Below are 23,030 nucleotides of genomic sequence, written 5' to 3'. Positions count from 1 at the left end.
GTGAAATTTTTTACGTTTTACTATCACATAAGTGCGGCTATAGCCGATCACTGATATTCCGGCTCAGAAATGATTTGATCTTCCTTGGCAGACGAATCTGGTCGTGCGCCAATGTTAAAGCCCAAATCATCTGAGGACGAAACAGGATCGTCTTCTTCATCCTTCATGTCAATTGCAACGCCATCAGCGTTTAACACCTCAACATTCAAGGAGAGCGACTGCATTTCCTTAAGAAGCACCTTGAAGGATTCAGGAATACCGGCAGGCGGCAAATTCTGACCCTTCACGATTGCGCCGTATACGCGCACACGACCCGAAACATCATCAGACTTAGTAGTCATCATTTCGTGCAATGTGTACGAAGCACCATAAGCCTCAAGAGCCCAAACTTCCATTTCGCCGAAGCGCTGGCCACCGAACTGAGCCTTACCACCCAACGGCTGCTGGGTAATCATTGAGTACGGACCAGTGGAACGGGCGTGAATCTTATCATCAACCAAGTGATGCAGCTTCAAGATGTACATGTAACCAACGGAAATTGGCTTAGTGAAAGGCTCACCAGTACGGCCGTCATAAAGCACTGCTTTACCATCAGAGCCAACAAGCTTATTACCATCAGCATCCTTCAAAGTTGTGCTTAACAAGCCCTTCAAAGTTTCTGGACGCACGCCATCGAATACTGGGGTTGCAACTGGAGTTCCAGGATCGCCGTGTTCAGCACCCTGTGGAACGTACTTCTTCCAAGCAGCTTCCAAATCTGGATCCAAGTTAATATCCCAACCAGCGTGAGCAATCCAACCCAAGTGAAGCTCGAGCACCTGGCCCAAGTTCATTCGAGAAGGCACACCCAATGGGTTAAGCATGATGTCAACTGGAGTACCATCAGCTAAGAATGGCATATCTTCTTCTGGCAAAATGCGGGAAATAACACCCTTGTTGCCGTGTCGACCGGAAAGCTTATCGCCTTGCGTAATCTTACGATGCTGAGCAATGTAAACGCGAATCATTTGATTCACGCCATTTGGAAGCTCATCGCCATCGTCTTCAGCGTCTTCACGAGTGATTTCCTTAACTGCAATAACAGTACCGGTTTCGCCGTGTGGCACACGCAAAGAAGTATCACGAACTTCGCGGCTCTTTTCGCCGAAGATTGCGCGGAGCAAACGCTCTTCTGGTGTAAGCTCAGTTTCACCCTTAGGAGTTACCTTACCGACCAAAATATCGCCTGCTTCAACCTCAGCGCCGATGCGGATAATACCGCGCTCGTCGAGGTTTGCAATAGCATCTTCGCCAACGTTTGGCAAATCACGAGTAATCTCTTCAGAACCGAGCTTAGTTTCACGAGCGTCGATTTCATATTCTTCAATGTGGATTGAAGAAAGCGTATCGTCCTGTACTAAGCGCTGAGAAATAATAACAGCATCCTCGTAGTTGTAACCATTCCATGGCATGAATGCAACAAGCAAATTCTTACCCAAAGCAAGTTCGCCCTTATCTGTTGCAGGGCCATCTGCCAAAACAGTACCAGCTTCAACACGTTCGCCATCTTTAATAAGTGGGACTTGGTTGTAGCAAGTAGTCTGGTTAGAACGCTGGAACTTAGAAAGCTTGTAACTGGACTGAGTGCCATCATCGTTCATAACGCGAATAATATCTGCGGAAACGTAAGTTACAACACCTGGCTTTTCAGCTAAGATTACATCGCCAGAATCGACTGCTGCACGCCATTCAGAACCGGTACCAACAAGTGGTCGCTCTGACTTAATAAGAGGCACAGCCTGACGCTGCATGTTAGTACCCATCAAAGCACGGTGGCCTTCATCATGCTCCAAGAATGGGATCAAAGAAGCACCCAAGGAAACCATCTGGCGTGGGGAAACATCCATGTAGTCGACGCTTCCGACTGGCACATCGACTGCCTCTTCTTCATCGATACGAGCAAGTGCTTGAGTACCAACAAAGTTGCCGTTTTCGTCGAGTTCCTGGTTTGCCTGTGCAATAACATGCTCGGCTTCACGATCTGCAGTCATGTATTCAACTTCGTTCGTTACATGACCATTCACTACCTTACGGTATGGAGTTTCGATGAAACCGAATGGGTTGATTCGTCCGAAGGTTGCCAAAGAACCAATAAGACCGATGTTTGGACCTTCTGGGGATTCGATTGGGCACATACGTCCGAAGTGGGATGGGTGCACGTCTCGAACTTCCATGGAAGCACGATCTGGAGAAAGACCACCAGGACCGAGTGCAGAAAGACGACGCTTATTAGTAACGCCTGCCAATGGGTTATTTTGATCCATGAACTGGCTTAACTTAGAAGTTCCGAAGAACTCCTTAATAGTAGCGTTAACTGGGCGAATGTTAATCAAGGACTGTGGAGTAATAGCTTCAGCATCCTGAGTGGTCATACGCTCGCGAACAACGCGCTCCATACGGCTTAAACCAGTACGAAGCTGGTTTTGCACCAATTCACCAACCTGGCGAATACGACGATTACCGAAGTGATCAATATCGTCAACTTCTACGCGCAATTGCACATCTTTGCCATCGCGCTTACCTGGGAATGTCTGCTCGCTCTGTGCCAAAGCTGCAGCTTTATCAGCCGGATTAGTGGCCTTCAAAGCAGTATTCTTAGCAGTAGCATTAGCGTGCAAAGTAACCAAGTACTTAATAGTCGCAATAATATCTTCGCGATTCAAACTGCGATCGTTGTAATCAGCTTCCAAACCAAGCTTACGATTAATCTTGTAACGGCCAACTCGAGCCAAATCGTAACGCTTAGTATTGAAGTAGAAGGAATCGAGCAAAGTATGGCCAGCTTCTGGAGTTGCCGTATCTGCCGGACGAATCTTACGATACAAATCCGTTAATGCTTCATCCTGAGTTTCAATAACTTCCTTATCAAGTGCATCAAGCACCAAAGGATATCCCTTAAAAGCTTCAGCAATCTCTGGCTTAGTCATACCGATTGCCATTAAGAATACGATTGCAGACTGCTTACGCTTACGATCTACTCGTACACCTAAGAAGTCGCGCTTATCGATTTCAAATTCCAACCATGCTCCACGGCTTGGAATAATTTTGGCACCGTAAACATCTTTATCAGAAGTGCGATCCTGAGTGCAATCAAAATACACGCCTGGAGAACGCACTAACTGTGAAACGATTACACGCTCTGTACCTCCAATAATGAAAGTACCGTGTGGAGTTTGCAATGGGAAATCACCCATGAAAACAGTCTGGCTCTTAATTTCGCCAGTCTCGCCGTTTTCAAATTCAGCATTCACATAAAGTGGTGCAGAATATGTGTAATCCTTTTCCTTGCATTCCAACACCGTATGGCGTGGCTCTTCAAAATATGGGTCTGAGAACGTGAGGCTCATTGTTTGAGCAAAGTTCTCAATAGGGGAAATTTCCTGGAATACTTCATCTAAACCAGAAATATGAGGCACTGTGTGAGTACCGTTTGCTTCATCTTCTTCAACGCGCTTCTTCCAGCGGTCTGAACCGATCAACCAATCAAAGCTGTCGGTTTGTACACCGAGAAGGTATGGCACATCGATAGGCTCACAAATGGAGCCAAAATTCACACGATCTGACGCTTTGTGCAACTTGATGTCGTGTTCGTCAGCACGTGCGATGACTTTAGTGGTGCTCGTCGTAGCTTGTTCAGCAGCCAATGGACGTTCCTTATCGCTCGCTATTACCTATACATGCGCGTAAACGCATGCGTGAACTCTGAAAAACCTAAGAAACACCAACGCAAAACACGTTAAAATAATGTGCTAAAACACGTTAAAATAATGCGCAAATGCGGGCGACTTCTTTGGCTTATTCAGTATGCCCGCTATATGACACACCGTATACAGACTGTCTATTTTACAAGCACATTGCGACTATTTTTCGCCATTTTTCGCGGCGTGTTGCGGATTTAAATTAACTTATTTAATCCCAGTTACCTTAATCTAAATCGATTCGACTAATTAACATTCACAACTATCGAATCACTTTGTAAGCCTGGTATATCTTTCTGGAAAATCCTAACAACATAAGGCCCGCGATTAACTTTCGGCATATTATCTTTATCAACACAGCCGACGCCACGAGTCGCATCCGTATCCCAAGTAAATTTTTTATCAAAATGATCGCCTTGAGCCATAAGTAAAGGCTTATCTATCACAGGGCAAACATCCGAACGCCATATATCAGTTGAATTAGAATCCTTCGTATCTTTCGCATCTTTCTCAGACTTATTCTTGCCGCTATTGGCAGAATTATCTTTAGCAGAATTATCTTTGGCAGAATTATCTTTGGATTTATTATCCTTGGACTTACTATCTTTAGACTTAGAATCCTTTTTCTTTGCGCTATTTTTGCCATTTGCGCTATTTGCATTCGAACCCGAAGAATCACTGATCGCCAGAATCAGATGATCTGGAGCTGCATTAACTAAACATGAGCCAGTGCCAACAAAAATCAAATTAGCTTTAAAATCAACACTTCCGCCCATCGGCACATTTTGAGATTTTGCAGAAAGCTCCAAACGCAAATCCTTACTAGTACAAGGACGAGTAAGACTTGCAGGACGAGGATCCGGTACGGCTTTACGAGCAATATCAACATTATGCGTTTTAAAAATTTCACCACTTATAGCAGAAAAACCCTTAGAAATACTTACAACGCAAAAAATCGCCAAAGCTAAAATAAGAACAGCAACAACACCAACAAAGATCCTACGGCGCATATACATAGACTGCTTCTTAGCGTAAGCAGACTGTTTCTTAGCGCTAGTCATCGTTCGCTTTTTAGTGCGAGGATTACTGCGCTTTGAAATCTTGCGCATTAGTTGTGGTAATTGTATGCCCATATCTTCTATTGTAATGCATTGATTGAAATGAAATAAAATACTTAAACTAAGCTACTTATTTGAGCAAATTTTAATTGCCGCCAACAAAATTAAGCTGTCTCCACGCTTCGTAAACAGCTATTGACGCGCAATTAGCCAAATTCAAACTACGCAATGCCGGTCGCATAGGCAGACGCACCTGTTCAGCAACATGAGGGCCAGCCATAATATCCATAGGATCAGGAATATCCCCTGGCTCAGGTCCAAAAAGCAAAATATCAGTTGGCTTATACTCAATATCCGTATAAAGTTTCGTGGCATTAGCAGTAAACGCAATAATGCGAGAATTTGGCATAGATTCAACAAGATTATTGAAATCAGGATGTATTACAACATGAGCCATATCATGGTAATCTAATCCGGCGCGACGCAATTTCGTATCATGCAAATTGAAACCCAACGGCTCAACCAAATGCAAAATAGTGCCAGTCACAGCACACAATCGAATAGCAGAACCAGTGTTTCCTGGAATCCTTGGAGAATAGAAGCATAAATGAGGAGTGTGCGTCTGCTTTTTAGCAGCATCATCCGCGCTAAGCATAGCGTCAACAACGCTAATAGGATTACCATGCGCATCAGTTACAAGCTCATCTGGACCATAATTCGATTTGCGGTAACCATATTCGTACATTTGTTGCACGCGCTGTACTGGTTTTTCATTCGTAGAAGATTTGCGCATATCACTATTTTCTGCGTTACCTGCGTTTTCTGCGCTATCAGCGTTATCAGCATTGTACGCATTATCAGCGTTAATATGCTGATCCGCACACTCTTCACGCGTCATTATTACCTCTTGTTGTCACCTATAAACTAACCTATAAACTAACCTAAAACTAAAACTTTAATTCTTAAAACTATGCACAGGGGCAGGAATACGCCCTCCGCGAGTAACGAAATCCTCGCAAGAAGCGTTATTCACAGGCATAATAGGAGCGTAGCCCATCAATCCGCCAAAATTCGCCATTTCCCCAACAGTTTTACCAATCACCGGGATAATACGAACTGCAGTAGTTTTCTGATTAATCATGCCAATAGCAGATTCGTCTGCAATCATTCCAGAAATAGTAGAAGCAGTAGTATCTCCAGGAATCGCAATCATATCAAGACCAACCGAGCAAACGCATGTCATTGCTTCAAGTTTTTCAATTGTTAAGCATCCTGATTTTGCTGCAGCAATCATATTCGCATCTTCTGAAACTGGTATAAACGCGCCAGAAAGACCTCCAACATAACTGCTTGCCATAATTCCGCCCTTCTTAACTTGGTCGTTAAGCATAGCAAGAGCAGCAGTAGTGCCAGGAGCGCCAACCTGAGCTAAGCCAATTTTTTCAAGAACTTCACCAACAGAATCACCAACAGCAGGCGTTGGAGCAAGCGACAAATCAATAATTCCAAATGGAATACCAAGTCTTCGAGATGCTTCTTGTGCAACAAGCTGGCCTACACGAGTAATTTTAAAAGCAGTGCGCTTAATTGTTTCACACAAAAACGCAAAGTCTTTGCCGCGAGCATCATCCAAAGCTCTAGAAACTACTCCAGGGCCTGAAACACCAACGTTAATAACAGCATCGCCTTCAGTAACACCGTGGAATCCACCAGCCATAAACGGATTATCGTCAGGAGCATTACAAAAAGCTACGAATTTAACGCATCCGTAAGAATCATTGTCTTTTGTAGCCATTGCAATATCGCGAATCACACGTCCAAGCAAATTAACACAATCCATATCAATGCCTGTGCGAGTAGAACCAACATTGGCTGAAGAGCAAACGATGTCTGTCTCACTAAGAGCTTGAGGCAAAGATTCAATAAGCATGCGCTCTGCTGAAGTCATCGACTTTGCAGGAAGTGCGGAATATCCGCCTATTAAGTCAACTCCAACCTCTTTAGCTGCTTTGTCTAAAACATGCGCAATTTTTACAAAATCTTCAGGAGTTTTGCACGATGAAGATCCGACTAAAGATATAGGCGTTACTGTAATTCTTTTATTAACAATCGGTATGCCATAATCGCGTTCTATAGCTTTACCTGTAGAAACAAGATCTTTAGCTAAAGTAGTAATTTTTCTATATACATTATTACAAACTTCAGAAACGTCAGAAGAAGCGCAATCAAGCAGATTAATGCCCATAGTTATAGTTCGAACATCTAATTTTTCCTGCTCAATCATGGTGTTCGTTTCGCGAACTTCCATCATATTTAACATAGCAATCCCCCTTTAGTATCTAAATATTTTCATACTCGATGCATGCTGGTAAAAATCTCAGTGCGCTGGCAATGAATCCGCACACCAATTTCTTCACCAAGAGATTGCAAACTAGACACAAGATCATCGAACTCAACATTCATATCTGCAATATCAACAATCATCATCATATTGAAAAAGCCATCAACGATTGTTTGAGATATAGTGAGAACATTTACGTGTCGCGAAGCCAAATGAGTAGTAACGCCTGCGATAATTCCAACCGCATCCTTACCAACGACAGTTATAACAGCCTTGTTTTCACTAACATTTTCGGCAAAGTTTTCACTAACAGGAGTATCTGCTTTGAGATTCACAGCAATTCCTCTCTTTTAAGATTGCATACTTGATTAAGACAAAACTTAAAACAAAACCTAAGACAAAACTTAAGACAAACGATCCAAAAGCAAAGCCTCGGTTACGATATTCGATTTCAAACCAGAAAGCGAAATCGACTCGTTAGGACTATGCGCATTAGACTGAGGATCTTCTGGACCAGTCACCAAAACCTGAGCTTTAGGGAAAATACGTTGCAATTCTGGAATAAATGGGATAGATCCACCTTCGCCCTTATTAATAGGATCCACACCAAAAGCATCCTTCATAGAAGCTAAAGCGTCCTTAGTTGCCACGGCATTCGGATCCATAGCCCATCCCATACCGTTATCCAACGGCTCAACAGTAACCTCAGCCCCAAATGGTGCGTTTGCAACCAAAAAGTCACTCAAAGCTTTTTGCGCTTCTTCCGGACGCTGGCTTGGAGCCGTACGAAGCGAAAGACACAAACGCGTTTCGTGAGCAATCACGTTAAAGCTTTCTTCAACAGGATGAGCATCCATACCAATAACAGTCAAGCTAGGCTTAGTCCACATACGAGCGGCAAGAGAACCAGTGCCAGCAAGCTTATAAGAATCCACTACTGAAGAATCCGCGCGAACTTGAGACTCATCCAAATCGCGTTGCAAACCGCCAACAGGTTCCTGAGATTTAATTCCAGGAACAACCAAATCGCCATCCTTGTTATAAAGAGAAGCAACAAGCATTGAAGCAATAGTATAAGCATCTAAAATTGGTCCGCCAAACTGTCCAGAATGAACCTGATGACCAAGAACCTTCACTTTAACGTCTACAGTAGTGTTTCCGCGCAAGCTAGTAGTAAGACTTGGAACATCCGCAGACCAATTTCCAGAGTCGGCAACAATAATAACGTCTGATTCAAACTCATCTTTATGAGCTTCGATGAATGGAATGAAACTTGGAGAGCCCATTTCCTCTTCACCCTCAATAAATACCTTAATATTTACGCCCAAATCTTCACCCAAAGCGCGCAAAGCACCATAGTGAATTGCGATTCCGCCGCCATCATCAGCGCTACCGCGACCATACAAGCGACCATCTACCTCAGTTCCTTTGAAAGGATCAGTATTCCATTCGCTTGCATCCGGAACAGGCTGAACATCGTGATGAGCGTAAAGCAAAACAGTCGGAGCACTAGGATCAACAATACGAGATCCAACTACTTCAAAAGCTCCAGGAGTACCATCCGGATTCTGAGACTGCTCAACGAGAGCATTAACACCAACCTCGCGCAAAACTTCAGCCACATACTCAGCCGAAGCACGCATATGATCCCCAGTAATTCCCTTAGCAGAAACAGCGCCTAAAGAAATTTTCTTATTTAAAACGCAAACAACGTCGTTCCAAGCATTCTGCACTCGCGAGCGCATATCTTCAACTGCTAAACCAGCCATAAATCCTCCCAAAAACTATGAATCAGCAAAAGCAAAAAGCAAATTACTACTATCAGACTATTAACAGCCTTCGAAATAAACGCTGATTAACCTCATATTATTGTTTTAAGCGTCTAGTCTGTTATGTAATCTGCAAACATGACATGGAATCCATTTGCTAAAAAATCAGCTGAAGCAAAAAGTGATAATGACGCACAAGAACATTCGTCTACGTTGACTGAAAAAGAGAAAAATAGTAGACAGAAAAACGCTCCTACTCCTAAAAGAAATAAAGCACAAGCTAAAAATTTGCGCCCTATTGTACCTACAGATCGTAACGCAAGTGCTAAGGAAGCTCGCAAGCGTATGCGCGACAAGGAAAACGCTGAATATGAAGCAATGCGCTCTGGAGATTTAGCACATATGCCGAAGTATGAGCAGCTTCCGTGGCGTGTTTATATTCGCGATTACGTAGATGCAAGGTTAAATCTTGGGGAATATTTTATTCCTGTTTCATTAGTACTTATGATTGTCGTCATGGCTCTTAGCCAATTTAATTTGAGAGCTTTGTCGTTTGTTTTGATTGTAATTCTTTACGTATTCTTGCTAGTTGTTGTAATCGACTTGTTTATTATGTGGAGAAAATTACGCAAAGAGCTGATTCGTAAATTTGGACCTGAATCTGTAAGCCGCTCTTCCAGATCTTCAACTTATGCTTGGAGTCGCGCAATTCAATTCCGCAGATGGAGGCTACCAAAGCCGCGTTATAAGAAGCACGGTAATTGGCCTAAGTAATTATTTAAAACTTCTGCCGCTTTAATTTAGTTAATTTAGTATTAGAAGTTGATTATTATAGAGCATTACTGAGTATTATTGAATTACAGAGTATTACCAAGTATTACAGAGTATTACAGAGTATTACAATTACAGGCTGAGCAAAGGCTACGCGAATAACGGGGATTTAACATATGTCACAAAATAATTCTGATAGAACGAATAAGAATAATAAGGCTAATAAAAGCCTACGCAACAATATTTTCTCGCAGATTTACAGAATTTATAAATATACGCATGAATACGATAAGTTGTTGCCGTTATTGCTTGCAATAGCTTTCATAGCGCCTATTGTCTTATGCTTGGCAATTGGATTCGCTTTGCACTGGCAGGTTGTGACTTTAGTTATGACCGCGATTACAGCTGTGATGCTCGGATTCTTACTTTTCACTATTGTGCTTACCAAGCGCGCAGATAAAGTTGGATACGCTCGTCTTGAAGGCAAGCCTGGCGCTGCAATCGGCATTCTATCTTCTATTAATAAAGGCGGATTCACATTCCCTAAAGAACCTATTTGGGTTGACCCTAGAACAAAGGATGCGATTTGGCGCGGAACAGGTCATAACGGCATATTCTTAATCGGCGAAGGCAATTATGAGCGAGTCATGACTGCTATGAATCGTCAAGAGCAAAGCATAAAGCATATCACTGTTGGATCATGCATACCTGTATACAAGTTTGTCGTTGGCAATGGAGAAAAAACAGTTAAGCTGAAGGAATTGCGAGGTAAAGTACTTAACGCGAAGTCTTATCAGCCAACCAATCATAAATTTGCTTTAATCGCAAAAATTCATCCGCGCCGCAGATTCTTTATGACCAAGCTGGAGCTTGCAAACGTAAACAAGCGATTGAGCACTTTACAAGGAAAACTTGGATTTGGGATACCTAAGGGCATCGATCCTACTAAAAAGCAGCATATAAGCCGCCGTGCTATGCGAGGCAAGTAAATTCTCCTAAACCCTGAATTTCGGTACTAGCTGTTATTCGCACACTCTTACTCGTGTAGCTTTTGTGCTTGCTTTGCTTGTACCTATTTTTGCAGGATTTTCCTATTTAATGGTGCTGAGTTGTCGGAGTTTCTCTCATCGCAAGATTTTTACATTGCTCTAAGAGAAACTTCGACAGCTCTTGGCATGTTTAGTCTTTTAATCTTCGGTTAATCACCGAGATTTTTCGATTTTTCTTCTTCGCTCAATGAATCACCACTTCGTGCTGAGGTTCATTTCGCTCTGGGCGAAAAATCTCAAATCTCTGCCTAATTAGTGGCAAAACATAAATCAGTAAATTCTTAGCAACTTGTAAAATTAAATTTCGGTACAAGCAAAGCAAGGAATATTATGGCAGAAAATCAATCGGCATCTGAGAATCTATCATCTTTGAGCACTAATGACATTGGTAGAGTTACGGAAGATGATATTTTAGATGCTTTACACGATGTTGTGGATCCTGAACTTGGAATCGACGTGGTTGATTTAGGCTTGGTTTATGGCATTGAGATTGACGAGCTTGGACGCGCGATTATTACAATGACTCTCACAACACCTGCTTGCCCGCTAACTGATTTGATTGAAGATGAATGCGCTAATGCGCTTGTTGGATTGGTAGACGAGTTCAGAATTGACTGGACTTGGAAACCTAGATGGTCCGTTGAAAACATCAACGAAGATGGTAGAGCGCAGCTTGAGGCATTAGGATACAATCTTTCTACTTTGCAAGCTAATTTTGCATTAGGAAGCAAATACGGCGCCAGCAGCGCGATGTTTTCTGATTCTGAAGAATTCTCAGAAGGTATTCCGCCGACTGCCTAATTTTGCGATTTTGTGAATCGTATGTTTTGTGACAGTAGTTATAAGTTTTGTGAAGCTTTGGCAATGCTGTCTTTTAAGCCTTCCCAAGCCAAAAGCGCGCACTTAATTCGCATTGGGTAGCGCGATACGCCTTGCAAAACCATTGCATCTTCAAGAGCATCTTCGTCTTCTTCGTTTTCAAAACCTGCGCCGCGAGATTCCATAAGTTTGTGGAAAAGCGCGTCTAATCGCAAGGCTTCGTCAACCGACTTTCCTTCGACTAGATCAACCATCATTGAAAGGCTTGCTTGAGAAATCGAGCAGCCGTGACCATCCCACTTAATACTTGATACTATTGGGGTTTCGTCATTATTTTCGCCACGCGAAAGCTCCACGCGCATTGTGACTTCGTCGCCGCAAGTTGGATTGAATTGGTGCGATTGACCTAAAGCAGAGTTTTCGCCAGATGCAACAGCGCAACTTTCGTGAGCATTATTTAAGGTGATTTCGGCAGATTCTGTATTTTCTGTAGATTCTGTATTTTTTGCAGATTCTTGAGATTCTTCCTGCAATTCCGCTTGTGCGAGCGCGTCCGTACTTTCGAAATGAGTTTTGCCATGCGGATTTCGCGCAGCATCCAAAATTACTTCTTGGTACATGCTTTCTAAGCCGTCACCAGCCATATCGCCAGCACCTACACCAAAACCTGCATCTGTACCAAAACCCATATCAAACATACGCACTCCTTACCTACTAGCTAACTTGCTCGCTAACAATATTATGCGCCAAAGTAGGCGCGAACGTGCGAGACGGCTTCAACAAGCGCGCGAGCCTCATCAACTGTATTGTAAACGCCAACAGAAGCACGATTCGAAGCATACACGCCAAAATGACGGTGAATCGGCTGAGCACAATGATGTCCGACGCGAATCGCAATGCCCTGCGCGTCCAAAAACTGTCCAACGTCGTGCGGATGCACACCTTCAACTTCAAAAGCAACTGTGCCAATTCGCTGGCTCAAATCAGTCGGCCCCAAAATGCGCACGCCCGGAACATCTTGCAATTTTAGCAATTCTGCAGCAATTTCCTGCTCATGCTCTGCAACTCGGTTCATGTCCAAAGCGCGCAGCCAATCCGCTGCAACTCCGGCAGCAACCATTTGCGCAACAGGCTGAGTTCCAGCCTCAAAACGGTAAGGAGCATCCATGTATTGCGCCGGCTTGTTAAGCCATGCAAGCTCTACCATTGAACCGCCAAAATTGGCAGGCGGAAGCGCGTTCAAAAGCTCGCGGCGACCATACAAGAATCCAACTCCTGTAGGACCGTACATTTTATGCGCACTAAAGGCTGCAAAATCAACGTTTAACGCGTGAAGATCAACTGGAATATGCGGCACTGACTGGCATGCGTCAAGCACAAAAATCGCACCAACTTCGTGAGCGCGCTTGCAAATCGACGGAACATCCGTAATAGCGCCAGTAACATTGCTAATATGCGTAACTGCAACGATTTTCGTACGCTCGTCAATAATTGTTCGCAAATAATCTGCATCCGTACGCACGCGGCCGTCTTCTGTTACGTCAATCCAACGAAGCTCCGCTCCCGTGCGAAGGGACAACTCTTGGAATGGTAGCAAAACAGAATGGTGATCTGCGCGAGATACGACTATTACATCGCCTTCTCGAAGCGCGAAATTTTTGCGGAAATCAGCAGAATCATCGCTGTCTTTTTTGCAAATCCTTGCCTTCGCACTAGCGTTACCAATAGCAGTTGCTAGAAGATTAAGTGCTCCTGTAGCTCCCGGAGTAACAACAATTTCCTCACTGCCAGCATCTGCACACGCTCCAACAAGACGCGCAACTTTTGCACGCGCTTGTTCAAACGCAACCGTCGAAAGGGCCGCCAACTCGTGCGCTCCCCTGTGCACACCAGCGTTAATTGTTTCGTAAAACTCTTTTTCGGCGTCAATTACAACCTGCGGCTTTTGCGAAGTCGCTGCAGAATCCAAGTAAATCAAGGGTTTTCCGTGCACAGTATCGTGAAGCGAAGTGCCATGAACTGTGCGACTTAAAATCGGAAACTGCGAGCGCAAATCGCTAAATTCTCGCATAATATTTTCTGTAGTCATATTAAACCGCTATTTTTACGCTATTCTTACGCTATTCTTACGCTATTCTTACGAATATACAGATAGATTAAGCAGTAACTTAAAACTATCCAACTAATAAACCGCTATTAAGCCAGCGCAGACTCGGTTGCGCCTTCCGGCAAATACTTGTCGTAGCCTTCTTCTTCCAGCTCATCCGCAAGCTCCGGTCCTGCAGTCTTTACAAAGTGACCTTGAGCAAAAACGTGCACGATATCCGGCTTAATATACTTGAGGATTCGCGTGTAATGCGTGACCATCATAATACCCAAACCGGTGTTTTCTTTGGCGCGATTCACGCCTTCCGACACGATTCGAAGAGCGTCAACGTCTAGTCCGGAATCAGTTTCGTCCAAAATCGCAAACTTTGGCTTCAAAAGCTCTAATTGCAAAACTTCAGCGCGCTTCTTTTCGCCGCCGGAGAAGCCCTCGTTTACAGAACGCGACGCAAATTTTGGATCCATTCGAAGCTTTTTCATAGCCTCGCTAAGTTCTTTAACCCAGCTTCTTAAGGATGGAGCTTTTCCTTCGACTTCAGTTTTTGCAGTGCGAAGGAAGTTCGTCATAGATACGCCCGGCACCTCTACTGGGTACTGCATTGCGAGGAATAATCCAGCTTTTGCGCGCTCGTCAGGAGTCATTTTCAAAATATCTTCGCCGTCTAAAAGCACCTGGCCAGAATCAACTTCATACTTTGGGTGCCCTGCCAAAGTGTAGGCAAGAGTAGACTTTCCAGATCCGTTAGGACCCATAATTGCGTGAGTTTCGCCAGAATTAATTGTAAGATTTACGCCTTTTAAGATTTGCTTGCGACCTTCTTTTGTTTCTACAGAAGCGTACAAATCCTTAATTTCCAAAGTTGACATGTTTATATCTCCTATTTTTATGTTCTTGCAAGTCAGTCTTGTACAGGTGAGTCTTGTGCAGGCTTGTTTTTCGCTGGCTCTTCCGTTCTTGCAAGACGGCGCTCAATAGCCTTCATTAAGTGATCAACAATTTCCGGAACGCCAATTTCTTCAATAAGCTCATTAAAGAATCCGCGCACAACAAGCTTCCTTGCCTCAATCTCACTAATTCCGCGCGATTGCAAGTAGAAAAGCTCTTCGTCGTCAAATCTACCGACTGAACTTGCGTGACCGGCACCAATAATATTTCCGTTTTCAATTTCCAAATTCGGCTCAGAATCGGCGATTGCGCCAGGAGTGAGCACCAAATTACGGTTCAACTCGTACGAATCTGTGCCAGGAGCTTCCGGCTTAATAAGCGCGTTTCCAACCCAAGTTGAATGCGCACCCTTTCCTTCCAAAGCGCCCTTGTACACTACTCGCGACTTGCATTCCGGATAATTGTGCACAACCATCGTGCGGTGCTCAACATGCTCGCCTGGATCCACAAAATACATGCCAAGCATGTTCAAATCACCCTGCTCGCCGCCAAAATCCTGATCCATGCGAATTCGAACAACATCTCCGCCAAGAGTGACCATCGTGTGGCGAAGCGAAGCCCCCTCACCCACGTGAATACGCTGATTTCCAACGTGTTTGCTGCCAGAATCCCACTCTTGAATAAAGGTAGTAGAAACGTGCGCGTGCTTTCCGAGGATGATTTCCACACCTTCAGCAAGTTTTGCAACTCCCGTGTGTTCTACGATAATATCCGCATTCGAGCGAGAATCCGCTTCGATTACTAAGTGCAATGCGTCAAGCGATTGCACGTCAAGCGTATTAACATTATCGCCCTGAATCTTCAGCACGATTGGCTTTTTGATTTCGCCAGATACGTGAAGCACGTATGCAGATTTCGCTACATTCCACGAGACTGCAGCAACGCGATCAGACGGCTTCATATCGGTATGAGGAGCTTCAATTTGCGGCTTTACTTGCAAACTTACAGAACCATCGCTGCCAACGTAAGAATCATCCAACGCAGCTCCACCAACGCCTTCAAGAGTTATTTGAAGGCTATTAGACGGCTCGAAACGCTCAAAAAATTCGGAAATTCGCTCAACTGGAGTGTATCGCCAATCTTCCTGCTTACGCGTCGGAATAGCAAAATCTTCCACGTTGAACGAGCGCACGGATTTATCTGCACTAGAAGGCATTGCGGCAGGAACCGCATACGGATCATTAGGATCTGCTACAGGAATATTAATTTCCTTGCTCGCAGAAGAGTTTTCAGAATCAGTAATATTTTCAGACATAGTATTTTTAAACCCAGTATCTTCCATATTTTCACTACTTGCTATATCGCTCATCAGCCCACGGATCCTTCCATTTGCAACTCAACTAAGCGATTAAGCTCAAGCGCGTACTCCATTGGCAACTCACGGCTAATCGGCTCCACGAAGCCGCGCACAATCATGCCCATAGCCTCTTTTTCTTCGAGTCCGCGACTCATCAAATAGAAAAGCTGATCCTCAGAAACCTTGGAAACAGTGGCCTCGTGAGCCATCGAAACGTCATCTTCACGCACGTCAACATGCGGATAAGTATCCGACCTCGAAAAATCATCAACAAGCAAAGCATCGCACACAACAGACGAGCTCGAACCTTTAGCGCCTTTAATAATCTTCACAAGACCGCGGTAAGCAGAGCGTCCACCGCCGCGAGAAATCGACTTAGCAACAATCGTGGAACTCGTATGCGGAGCCAAGTGAATCATCTTCGCACCAGTATCTTGATACTGTCCGCGGCCAGCAAAGCTTAAAGACATAGTCTCAGCTTTTGCGTACGGTTCGGCGAGAATGCAAGCAGGATACTTCATAGTAGCTTTGGAGCCAATGTTTCCGTCAACCCACTCCATTGTGCCGCCTTCGCGCACATAAGCTCGCTGAGTTACCAAGTTATACACGTTATTCGACCAGTTTTGCACGGTTGTGTATCGCACGCGCGCATGCTTTTCCACAACGATTTCAACGTTTGCAGCGTGGAGCGAATCCGTGGAATAAATCGGAGCTGTGCAACCTTCAACGTAATGCACGTAAGAGCCTTCGTCTGCAATAATCAACGTGCGCTCAAACTGACCCATGTTCGGCGTATTAATCCTAAAGTAAGCCTGAAGAGGAATATCCACGTGCACGCCTTTTGGCACGTACACGAAAGAACCACCACTCCAAGCCGCTGTGTTAAGAGCCGCAAACTTGTTGTCGTCAACAGGAATCACGGTTGCGAAATACTTTTTTACAAGCTCCGGATACTTTTGCACTGCTGTATCCGTATCAACAAAAATCACGCCTTGAGCTGCCAAGTCTTCACGAATCGAATTGTAAATAACTTCCGACTCGTACTGTGCTGCAACGCCTGAAACTAAGCGCTTTTTCTCAGCTTCAGGAATGCCTAAGCGATCGTAAGTTTTGCGAATATCTTCTGGCAAATCATCCCAAGTTTTCGCTTGATCGTGAACTGGACGCACGTAGTATTTAAAATCATCCGCGTCAAAACCGCTTAAGTCCACACCCCAATCAGGCATTGGCTTTTGCAAGAACGCGCGATAGCCTTGCAAACGAAGATTTAGCATCCACTCAGGCTCATTTTTATCGGCGGAAATTGCGCGAACAACCGACTCGTCAATACCCTTCTTTGCAGCCTCGCCTGCCGCATCCGAATCGTGCCATCCGTAATTGTACTCACCAAATTCAGCAACAATCTGCTCGTCTTGACGGATTTTATCCTCATTTACGCGAGCGCGATCTGCCACATACTGGCTCATTTCAACGTCTGCAGCTTTATTTTTTGCTGAATTATTAGCATCACTTGCTGTAACGCTTGTATCGCCAGTAACACCAGCATCACTAATATTGCTAGTATCGCTCATAACGCCTTTGACACCTCCATGTATAACGAATAGTACGGCATCGTTATACGCATTAATTCACAAAAGCCGCTCCCCCAAGCGCTACTTTTGCTCTCTAGCTACTATATTTCTTACCTATTTAAGGTTACCGCGTAATGCGATTTCTTGGTATAGCTGTGTTACGCGCAAAACGTAATATTACTCACAATCTAATAAAACAAAAAGCGGTAAAACTTAGGAAAACCAAGTTTTACCGCCTGTTTTTACATGCTTAAGACTTACTTATCCGCCTTGCTGTTTTGAGCAGCTTCTTGATGTTCCAAAGCTGCAGCAACCAATCCAGCAAACAGTGGATGAGGCTTAGTTGGGCGAGACTTAAACTCTGGATGAGCTTGAGTTGCCACATAGAATGGGTGAACACTCTTTGGAAGCTCCACAAACTCAGTCAAGTTACCATCTGGGCTTTGGCCGCTAATACGCAAGCCAGCTTCACGCAAACGATCCTTATACGCCACGTTTACTTCGTAACGGTGACGGTGACGCTCAGTAACATGCGTAGAACCGTAAAGCTCAGCAACAATCGAGCCTTCTTCAAGCGTTGCAGGGTAAGATCCAAGTCGCATTGTGTGACCCATATCTCCCTTACCGTCCACAATATCTTTCTGCTCTTCCATAGTTGCGATTACTGGATCGCCACAATCCTTTTCGAACTCAGTGGAATTAGCATCCTCAAGTCCAAGCACGTGACGAGCGTACTCAATAACCATGGACTGCAAACCAAGGCAAAGACCAAGCGTTGGCAAACCGTGCTCGCGAGCGTAACGCAAAGCTCCAATCTTACCCTCAATACCACGAATGCCGAATCCGCCTGGAATAACCATGCCGTCCATTTGGTCAAGAGCCGCAGCAGCACCTTCTTGAGTTTCGCACTTGTCGGCAGCAACCCAGCGAACGTTAACTTTAGCCCAGTTTGCAAAACCGCCAGCCTTAATAGCCTCGGTAACGGAAAGGTATGCATCTGGCAAATCAATATACTTTCCAACGATTGCAATGTTTAGCTCATGCTTTGGATGATGCACGCGCTCAAGCAAATCTTCCCACTCGTTCCAATCAACATCGTGGAATGGAAGCTCAAGTTCACGAACAACGTAAGCATCCAAGCCCTCGTTGAACAAAATCTTCGGCACATCGTAAATGCTTGGAGCGTCAACGCAATTCACAACGCCTTCAGCATCAACATCGCACATAAGCGAAATCTTATCTTTAATGCCTTGATTAAGCGGACGATCCGAACGCAAAACAAGCGCATCTGGAGAAATACCAAGCTGACGAAGCATCATCACAGAATGCTGAGTTGGCTTAGTCTTCAATTCGTGAGCTGCAGCAATATAAGGAACCAAAGAAACATGCACAAACATGCAGTTTTCAGGACCTAAATCGCGACGAACTTCGCGAGCAGCCTCCAAGAATGGCTGGGATTCAATATCGCCAACTGTGCCGCCGATTTCTGTAATAATCACGTCTACATCGTCGGAAGCTTGCGCGCGCATACGCGACTTAATTTCGCCAGTAATATGCGGAATAACTTGCACGCACTGACCCAAATATTCGCCAGCACGCTCCTTACGAAGCACAGATTGATAAATCTGACCTGTAGTTACATTCGCTTTCTGGCTTAAGAAAACATCGAGGAATCGCTCGTAATGACCAATATCGAGATCTGTTTCTGCACCGTCTTCCGTAACATAGACTTCGCCATGCTGGAATGGGTTCATTGTACCCGGGTCAACATTGATATAAGGGTCGAGTTTTTGTTGTAATACATGCAATCCGCGACTGCGTAAAAGTCGGCCTAAAGATGATGCTGTAAGGCCTTTTCCGAGGGACGAAACTACGCCACCAGTGACAAAAATATGCTTTGTAATATGCTCCTGAGAGTTACCATGTTGTCTTCTAACCATGGAACTCCATAGTATCTTCGAGCCTCGACGCTGGAAATTTGCTTAAAAAGTTAGATTAAATAAGCAACAGCTTCAAGCGCAAGTTTGTACCCATATAATCCCATGCCGGTAATTGTGCCGGTTGCAACAGGACTAATTACACTAATTTTACGAAAAGCATCACGCGCAGCAGGATTGGAAATATGTACTTCCATTAACGGCACTCCAGCGTCCAAAACCATGTGAGCCGCATCCGCAAGCGCATAGCTGTAGTGCGTGAAAGCAGCAGGATTCATAACTACCGGCGTATGCGTGTCGGCAGCTTCATGCATCCAGTGAACCATTTGAGCTTCGTCATCGCTTTGCCGCACTTCTACTTTTAAGCCAAGATTCGCTCCCCACTTTTCACAACGCTCGCACAAAGTTTCAAAATTCTCGCTGCCGTATACGTCTGGTTGACGCACGCCTAAACGCCCTAAATTTGGCCCGTTCACTACAAGAACTTTTTTTAACTGCTTATTTTCCATTACGACCTCGCAATTTAATTAATTTTGCTTATAAACTCGTCTAAAAGCTTCATGAACCGCTTCAATAGGCGGATTATCAAGATGCGTAGGATTAGAAATACCATACAAAATTACGAAGCGTAGCATATTTCCGCGAGCCTTTTTATCTCTATGCATAAGATTAAGCACGCGCTCAAACGCACTTTCATCATCCTCATTGCCGTTCCAAGATATTGGCAATCCAAGAGATTCCAAAAGCGAACGATGATACGTAACATCTTCCGCATCCAAATATCCCAAAATTTGTGCAAGCTCTGCAGCAAAAACCATTCCAACAGCAACCGCGTTTCCATGACGCCAACGAAAATGCTCAATCTGCTCAATCGCATGCCCTAAAGTATGACCGTAATTCAAAAACTCGCGCAAACCTTGCTCTTTTAAGTCATTCGACACGTGATACGCTTTTACTCTAACAGTGCGCTCAATAAGTTCTACTAATAGATCGTGAAGTTCTTCACAATTTTCTAATAGTTCTCCATTAAATTTACGCAATAATTCAGCATTATGAGCGTCACTAAGCAGTTTTAATATTTCAGAATCGCGAATAAACCCAGATTTTGCAACCTCTCCCAAGCCCTCAATCAAAATATCATTAGGAAGAGTGCGAAGAGTAGAAGTGTCAGCTAGAACGCCAGCTGGAGTGTAAAAACTACCAACCAGATTCTTGCCAGCATCCGTATTAATACCAGTTTTTCCACCAGTTGATGCATCAACCATAGCAAGAAGCGAAGTAGGACAATTCACATATCGAATACCACGCATCCAAGTTGCGGCCACAAAACCAGCCGAATCTGTTGCGGCACCTCCACCTAATCCAACAATCGCGTCTGAACGAGTAAAACCAGCTTCTGCCAAGTTAGCCCATAATCCGCTTGCAACTTTAATAGTTTTTCCAGCTTCCGCGTCCGGAATTATCATGTCGAAAACTTCGTAGCCAGATTGACGCAAAATAGTTCTAGCTTTATCACTATGCCTCTGCACTGGTTGAGTATGCACTAACGCCACTCTAACAGGCTTTTCGCCGAGAATTTGCGGCAAAAGCTGCATAACTCCGTCACCAATTCGCACATCATAAGGCTCTATGCCTTCGCCGGTAACATGCACAATATGTTGCATAATCATGCTCCTAACTTTTTCAGCAGCCAATCGCGGAGTAGCTCCATGAGTGCGAACATGCATATTAGCAAGTTCAGAAAATACAGGATTGCGCTTCTTAAATAATTCCATCCAACGTTCAGCACCATCCGAACCGGAAAGCATAGGACGATTATTATTCCTTCCAGCTCTTTCAATCGCCTCTTGAGGATTTGCCTGCAAATATACGATTTTACCGCCGAGAGCTTTATATTTTCTCAAAACATTTTGAGTGGATTCGTTCATAGGAGCGCCACCACCTAAAGAAACGATTCCAGTGCAAGCATTATCGCCTTCAATGGCATCGCGCACTACTTGAGCTTCAACTTTACGAAAAGCATCTTGACCATATTGCTCAAAATATTGCGACACAGACATTTCTATTTTTTCTTCGATAACAATATCTGTATCCAAGAAAGGAACGTGCATAATATTCGCAACTTCTCGCCCAACACGAGTTTTACCTGCTGCCGGCATACCAATAATCACAGCAAGCGGGTAACACTTATCGTTACTGTTGTTTTCGTTAAAGCGTTTCATTGCAATACTCTTCTGACTTTTTAACTGCTACTTTAAGATGCTACTTTAAGATGCTACTTTAAACCGTTATTTAAACTGTTTTAGCATTTCTGTTTTAGCATTTCTGTTTTAACGCATGTGTTCAGGCCATGAATCAACGTAATTTTTTGCATTACGCATTGTTTCCGACACGCTATCGCCGCCGAATTTTTCTAAAGCATACTTCGCTAAAGTAAGTCTTACCATCGCTTCTGCAACTACTGAAGCCGCCGGTACAGCAGTGAAATCAGAACGCTGATTAATAGCTTGAGCAGCCTCGCCAGTAAGCACATCTACTGTACGCAAAGCGCGTGGGATAGACGGAATTGGCTTCATTGCAGCGCGCACGCGAATAATTTCGCCGTTCGACATTCCACCTTCAATACCACCAGCGCGATTAGTAAGACGCTTAATTTTACCGTTTTCGTCTGTTATGATTTCGTCGTGAGCAGCCGATCCAGGACGATCTGCCTCTGCAAATCCGTCTCCAATTTCCACGCCTTTAATAGCCTGGATTCCCATAAGCGCGCTCGCGAGAGCCGCATCCAAACGACGATCCGATTCCACATACGTGCCAACTCCTGCAGGCATGCCGTAAGCAAGCACTTCCACTACTCCGCCAAGCGTATCCGCATTCGCTTTTGCTTCATCAATGCGAGCAATCATTCGCGCTTCAGCATCTTTATCGAGAGTACGAACTGGAGAAGCATCCAAAGCAGCAACATCATCTGGTGTTGGTAAAGCTAAACTTCTGTTGGCATATACGCCACCAATTCCAATAACATGCGCAACTGTGCGCACACCTAAAGCTTGCTGCAAAAACGCATCGACAATAGCACCTAAAGCCACTCGAGAAGCCGTTTCCCTAGCACTCGAACGCTCTAAAACTTCGCGAGCATCATTAAAACCATACTTGCGCATGCCAGTTAAATCAGCATGCCCTGGGCGCGGCCTAGAAAGCGCAGCATTGCGGCCTTCTTTCGGTAAATCGTGATCCAAAGGATCTGCACTCATTACTTCCGTCCACTTTGGCCACTCTGTATTCGCAATTTCTACAGCAATCGGAGAACCAAGCGTTACGCCGTGTCGAACTCCGGTTAAAAGACGCACTTTGTCCTGCTCAAACTTCATGCGAGCGCCACGACCATATCCTAAACGTCTACGAAAAAGAGCAGCAACAATATCTTCGCTAGTTATACGAATACCTGCAGGCAAGCCCTCGATCATTGCAACCAACGCTTCACCATGCGATTCGCCTGCTGTCTGCCAATGCAGCATATAGTCTCCCTTCGCCGACGCTTTAGATTTTCATTCTACTCACTACATCATATTCTTATTAAGCGTATTTTACGCATATCTTATTTAACTAATTGCAATTTTGATTTTCGC

Annotated in this window: 18 protein-coding genes; 3 read left to right on the top strand and 15 right to left on the bottom strand. The window is 44.4% G+C overall.

What is annotated here, in order from left to right; all coding sequences use genetic code 11:
- Positions 1-47: 47 nt before the first annotated feature.
- The 6 genes from rpoB to HXT51_RS05790 form a co-directional block, all read right to left on the bottom strand.
- A complete protein-coding gene (gene rpoB, locus HXT51_RS05815; RefSeq protein ID WP_415691792.1) occupies positions 48-3,683 on the bottom strand; it encodes a DNA-directed RNA polymerase subunit beta in 3,636 nt (1,211 codons plus the stop codon).
- Between the two features lie 299 nt (positions 3,684-3,982).
- Positions 3,983-4,798, bottom strand: coding sequence for a peptide ABC transporter permease (locus HXT51_RS05810; RefSeq protein WP_421776403.1), 816 nt, complete (start codon positions 4,796-4,798; stop codon positions 3,983-3,985).
- Between the two features lie 142 nt (positions 4,799-4,940).
- Positions 4,941-5,588 (bottom strand): tRNA (cytidine(34)-2'-O)-methyltransferase, encoded by a 648-nt coding sequence (locus HXT51_RS05805; protein ID WP_421776836.1) that lies wholly within the window; start codon positions 5,586-5,588, stop codon positions 4,941-4,943.
- Between the two features lie 162 nt (positions 5,589-5,750).
- Positions 5,751-7,115, bottom strand: a complete 1,365-nt coding sequence (locus HXT51_RS05800) for a PFL family protein (RefSeq protein WP_421776402.1) — start codon at positions 7,113-7,115, stop codon at positions 5,751-5,753.
- 29 nt (positions 7,116-7,144) lie between these two features.
- A complete protein-coding gene (locus HXT51_RS05795; RefSeq protein WP_421776401.1) occupies positions 7,145-7,471 on the bottom strand; it encodes an ACT domain-containing protein in 327 nt (108 codons plus the stop codon).
- 69 nt (positions 7,472-7,540) lie between these two features.
- Entirely contained in the window at positions 7,541-8,905 is a 1,365-nt protein-coding gene (locus HXT51_RS05790; protein WP_421776400.1) for a dipeptidase, read from the bottom strand.
- Positions 8,906-9,043: 138 nt separating this feature from the next.
- Between HXT51_RS05790 and HXT51_RS05785 the strand changes: the two genes are divergently transcribed.
- The 3 genes from HXT51_RS05785 (at position 9,044) to HXT51_RS05775 (ending at position 11,526) form a co-directional block, all read left to right on the top strand.
- Positions 9,044-9,679 (top strand): DUF3043 domain-containing protein, encoded by a 636-nt coding sequence (locus HXT51_RS05785; protein ID WP_103084690.1) that lies wholly within the window; start codon positions 9,044-9,046, stop codon positions 9,677-9,679.
- Between the two features lie 173 nt (positions 9,680-9,852).
- Complete coding sequence (locus tag HXT51_RS05780; RefSeq protein WP_421776399.1) at positions 9,853-10,665, top strand: DUF4191 domain-containing protein; 813 nt, start codon at positions 9,853-9,855, stop codon at positions 10,663-10,665.
- A gap of 390 nt (positions 10,666-11,055) precedes the next feature.
- Complete coding sequence (locus HXT51_RS05775) at positions 11,056-11,526, top strand: metal-sulfur cluster assembly factor (RefSeq protein WP_421776398.1); 471 nt, start codon at positions 11,056-11,058, stop codon at positions 11,524-11,526.
- A 38-nt stretch (positions 11,527-11,564) separates the two neighbouring features.
- On the opposite strand, the gene sufU is transcribed toward HXT51_RS05775, so the two are convergent.
- From sufU to aroC, 9 genes are all read right to left on the bottom strand, one after another.
- Positions 11,565-12,242 carry a Fe-S cluster assembly sulfur transfer protein SufU gene (sufU, locus tag HXT51_RS05770; RefSeq protein ID WP_421776397.1) on the bottom strand — a complete coding sequence of 226 codons (678 nt, stop codon included), beginning with the start codon at positions 12,240-12,242 and terminating at the stop codon, positions 11,565-11,567.
- Between the two features lie 41 nt (positions 12,243-12,283).
- Positions 12,284-13,615, bottom strand: a complete 1,332-nt coding sequence (locus HXT51_RS05765) for a SufS family cysteine desulfurase (RefSeq protein ID WP_421776835.1) — start codon at positions 13,613-13,615, stop codon at positions 12,284-12,286.
- A gap of 125 nt (positions 13,616-13,740) precedes the next feature.
- Entirely contained in the window at positions 13,741-14,517 is a 777-nt protein-coding gene (sufC, locus tag HXT51_RS05760) for a Fe-S cluster assembly ATPase SufC (protein WP_421776396.1), read from the bottom strand.
- Between the two features lie 32 nt (positions 14,518-14,549).
- A complete protein-coding gene (gene sufD, locus HXT51_RS05755) occupies positions 14,550-15,851 on the bottom strand; it encodes a Fe-S cluster assembly protein SufD (RefSeq protein WP_421776834.1) in 1,302 nt (433 codons plus the stop codon).
- Between the two features lie 53 nt (positions 15,852-15,904).
- On the bottom strand, positions 15,905-17,464 hold the full coding sequence (sufB, locus tag HXT51_RS05750) for a Fe-S cluster assembly protein SufB (protein WP_415691784.1): 1,560 nt from the start codon (positions 17,462-17,464) through the stop codon (positions 15,905-15,907).
- Between the two features lie 257 nt (positions 17,465-17,721).
- Positions 17,722-19,404 carry a CTP synthase gene (locus HXT51_RS05745; protein WP_421776395.1) on the bottom strand — a complete coding sequence of 561 codons (1,683 nt, stop codon included), beginning with the start codon at positions 19,402-19,404 and terminating at the stop codon, positions 17,722-17,724.
- 50 nt (positions 19,405-19,454) lie between these two features.
- A complete protein-coding gene (locus HXT51_RS05740; RefSeq protein WP_421776394.1) occupies positions 19,455-19,910 on the bottom strand; it encodes a type II 3-dehydroquinate dehydratase in 456 nt (151 codons plus the stop codon).
- An 18-nt stretch (positions 19,911-19,928) separates the two neighbouring features.
- Complete coding sequence (locus HXT51_RS05735) at positions 19,929-21,623, bottom strand: bifunctional shikimate kinase/3-dehydroquinate synthase (protein ID WP_421776393.1); 1,695 nt, start codon at positions 21,621-21,623, stop codon at positions 19,929-19,931.
- A 108-nt stretch (positions 21,624-21,731) separates the two neighbouring features.
- On the bottom strand, positions 21,732-22,919 hold the full coding sequence (gene aroC, locus HXT51_RS05730) for a chorismate synthase (protein WP_421776392.1): 1,188 nt from the start codon (positions 22,917-22,919) through the stop codon (positions 21,732-21,734).
- Positions 22,920-23,030: the final 111 nt, after the last annotated feature.

The organism is Gardnerella sp. KA00255, from assembly GCF_049244095.1.
GTDB lineage: Bacteria > Actinomycetota > Actinomycetes > Actinomycetales > Bifidobacteriaceae > Bifidobacterium > Bifidobacterium vaginale_F.
This window is presented reverse-complemented; position numbering and strand designations above follow the sequence as displayed.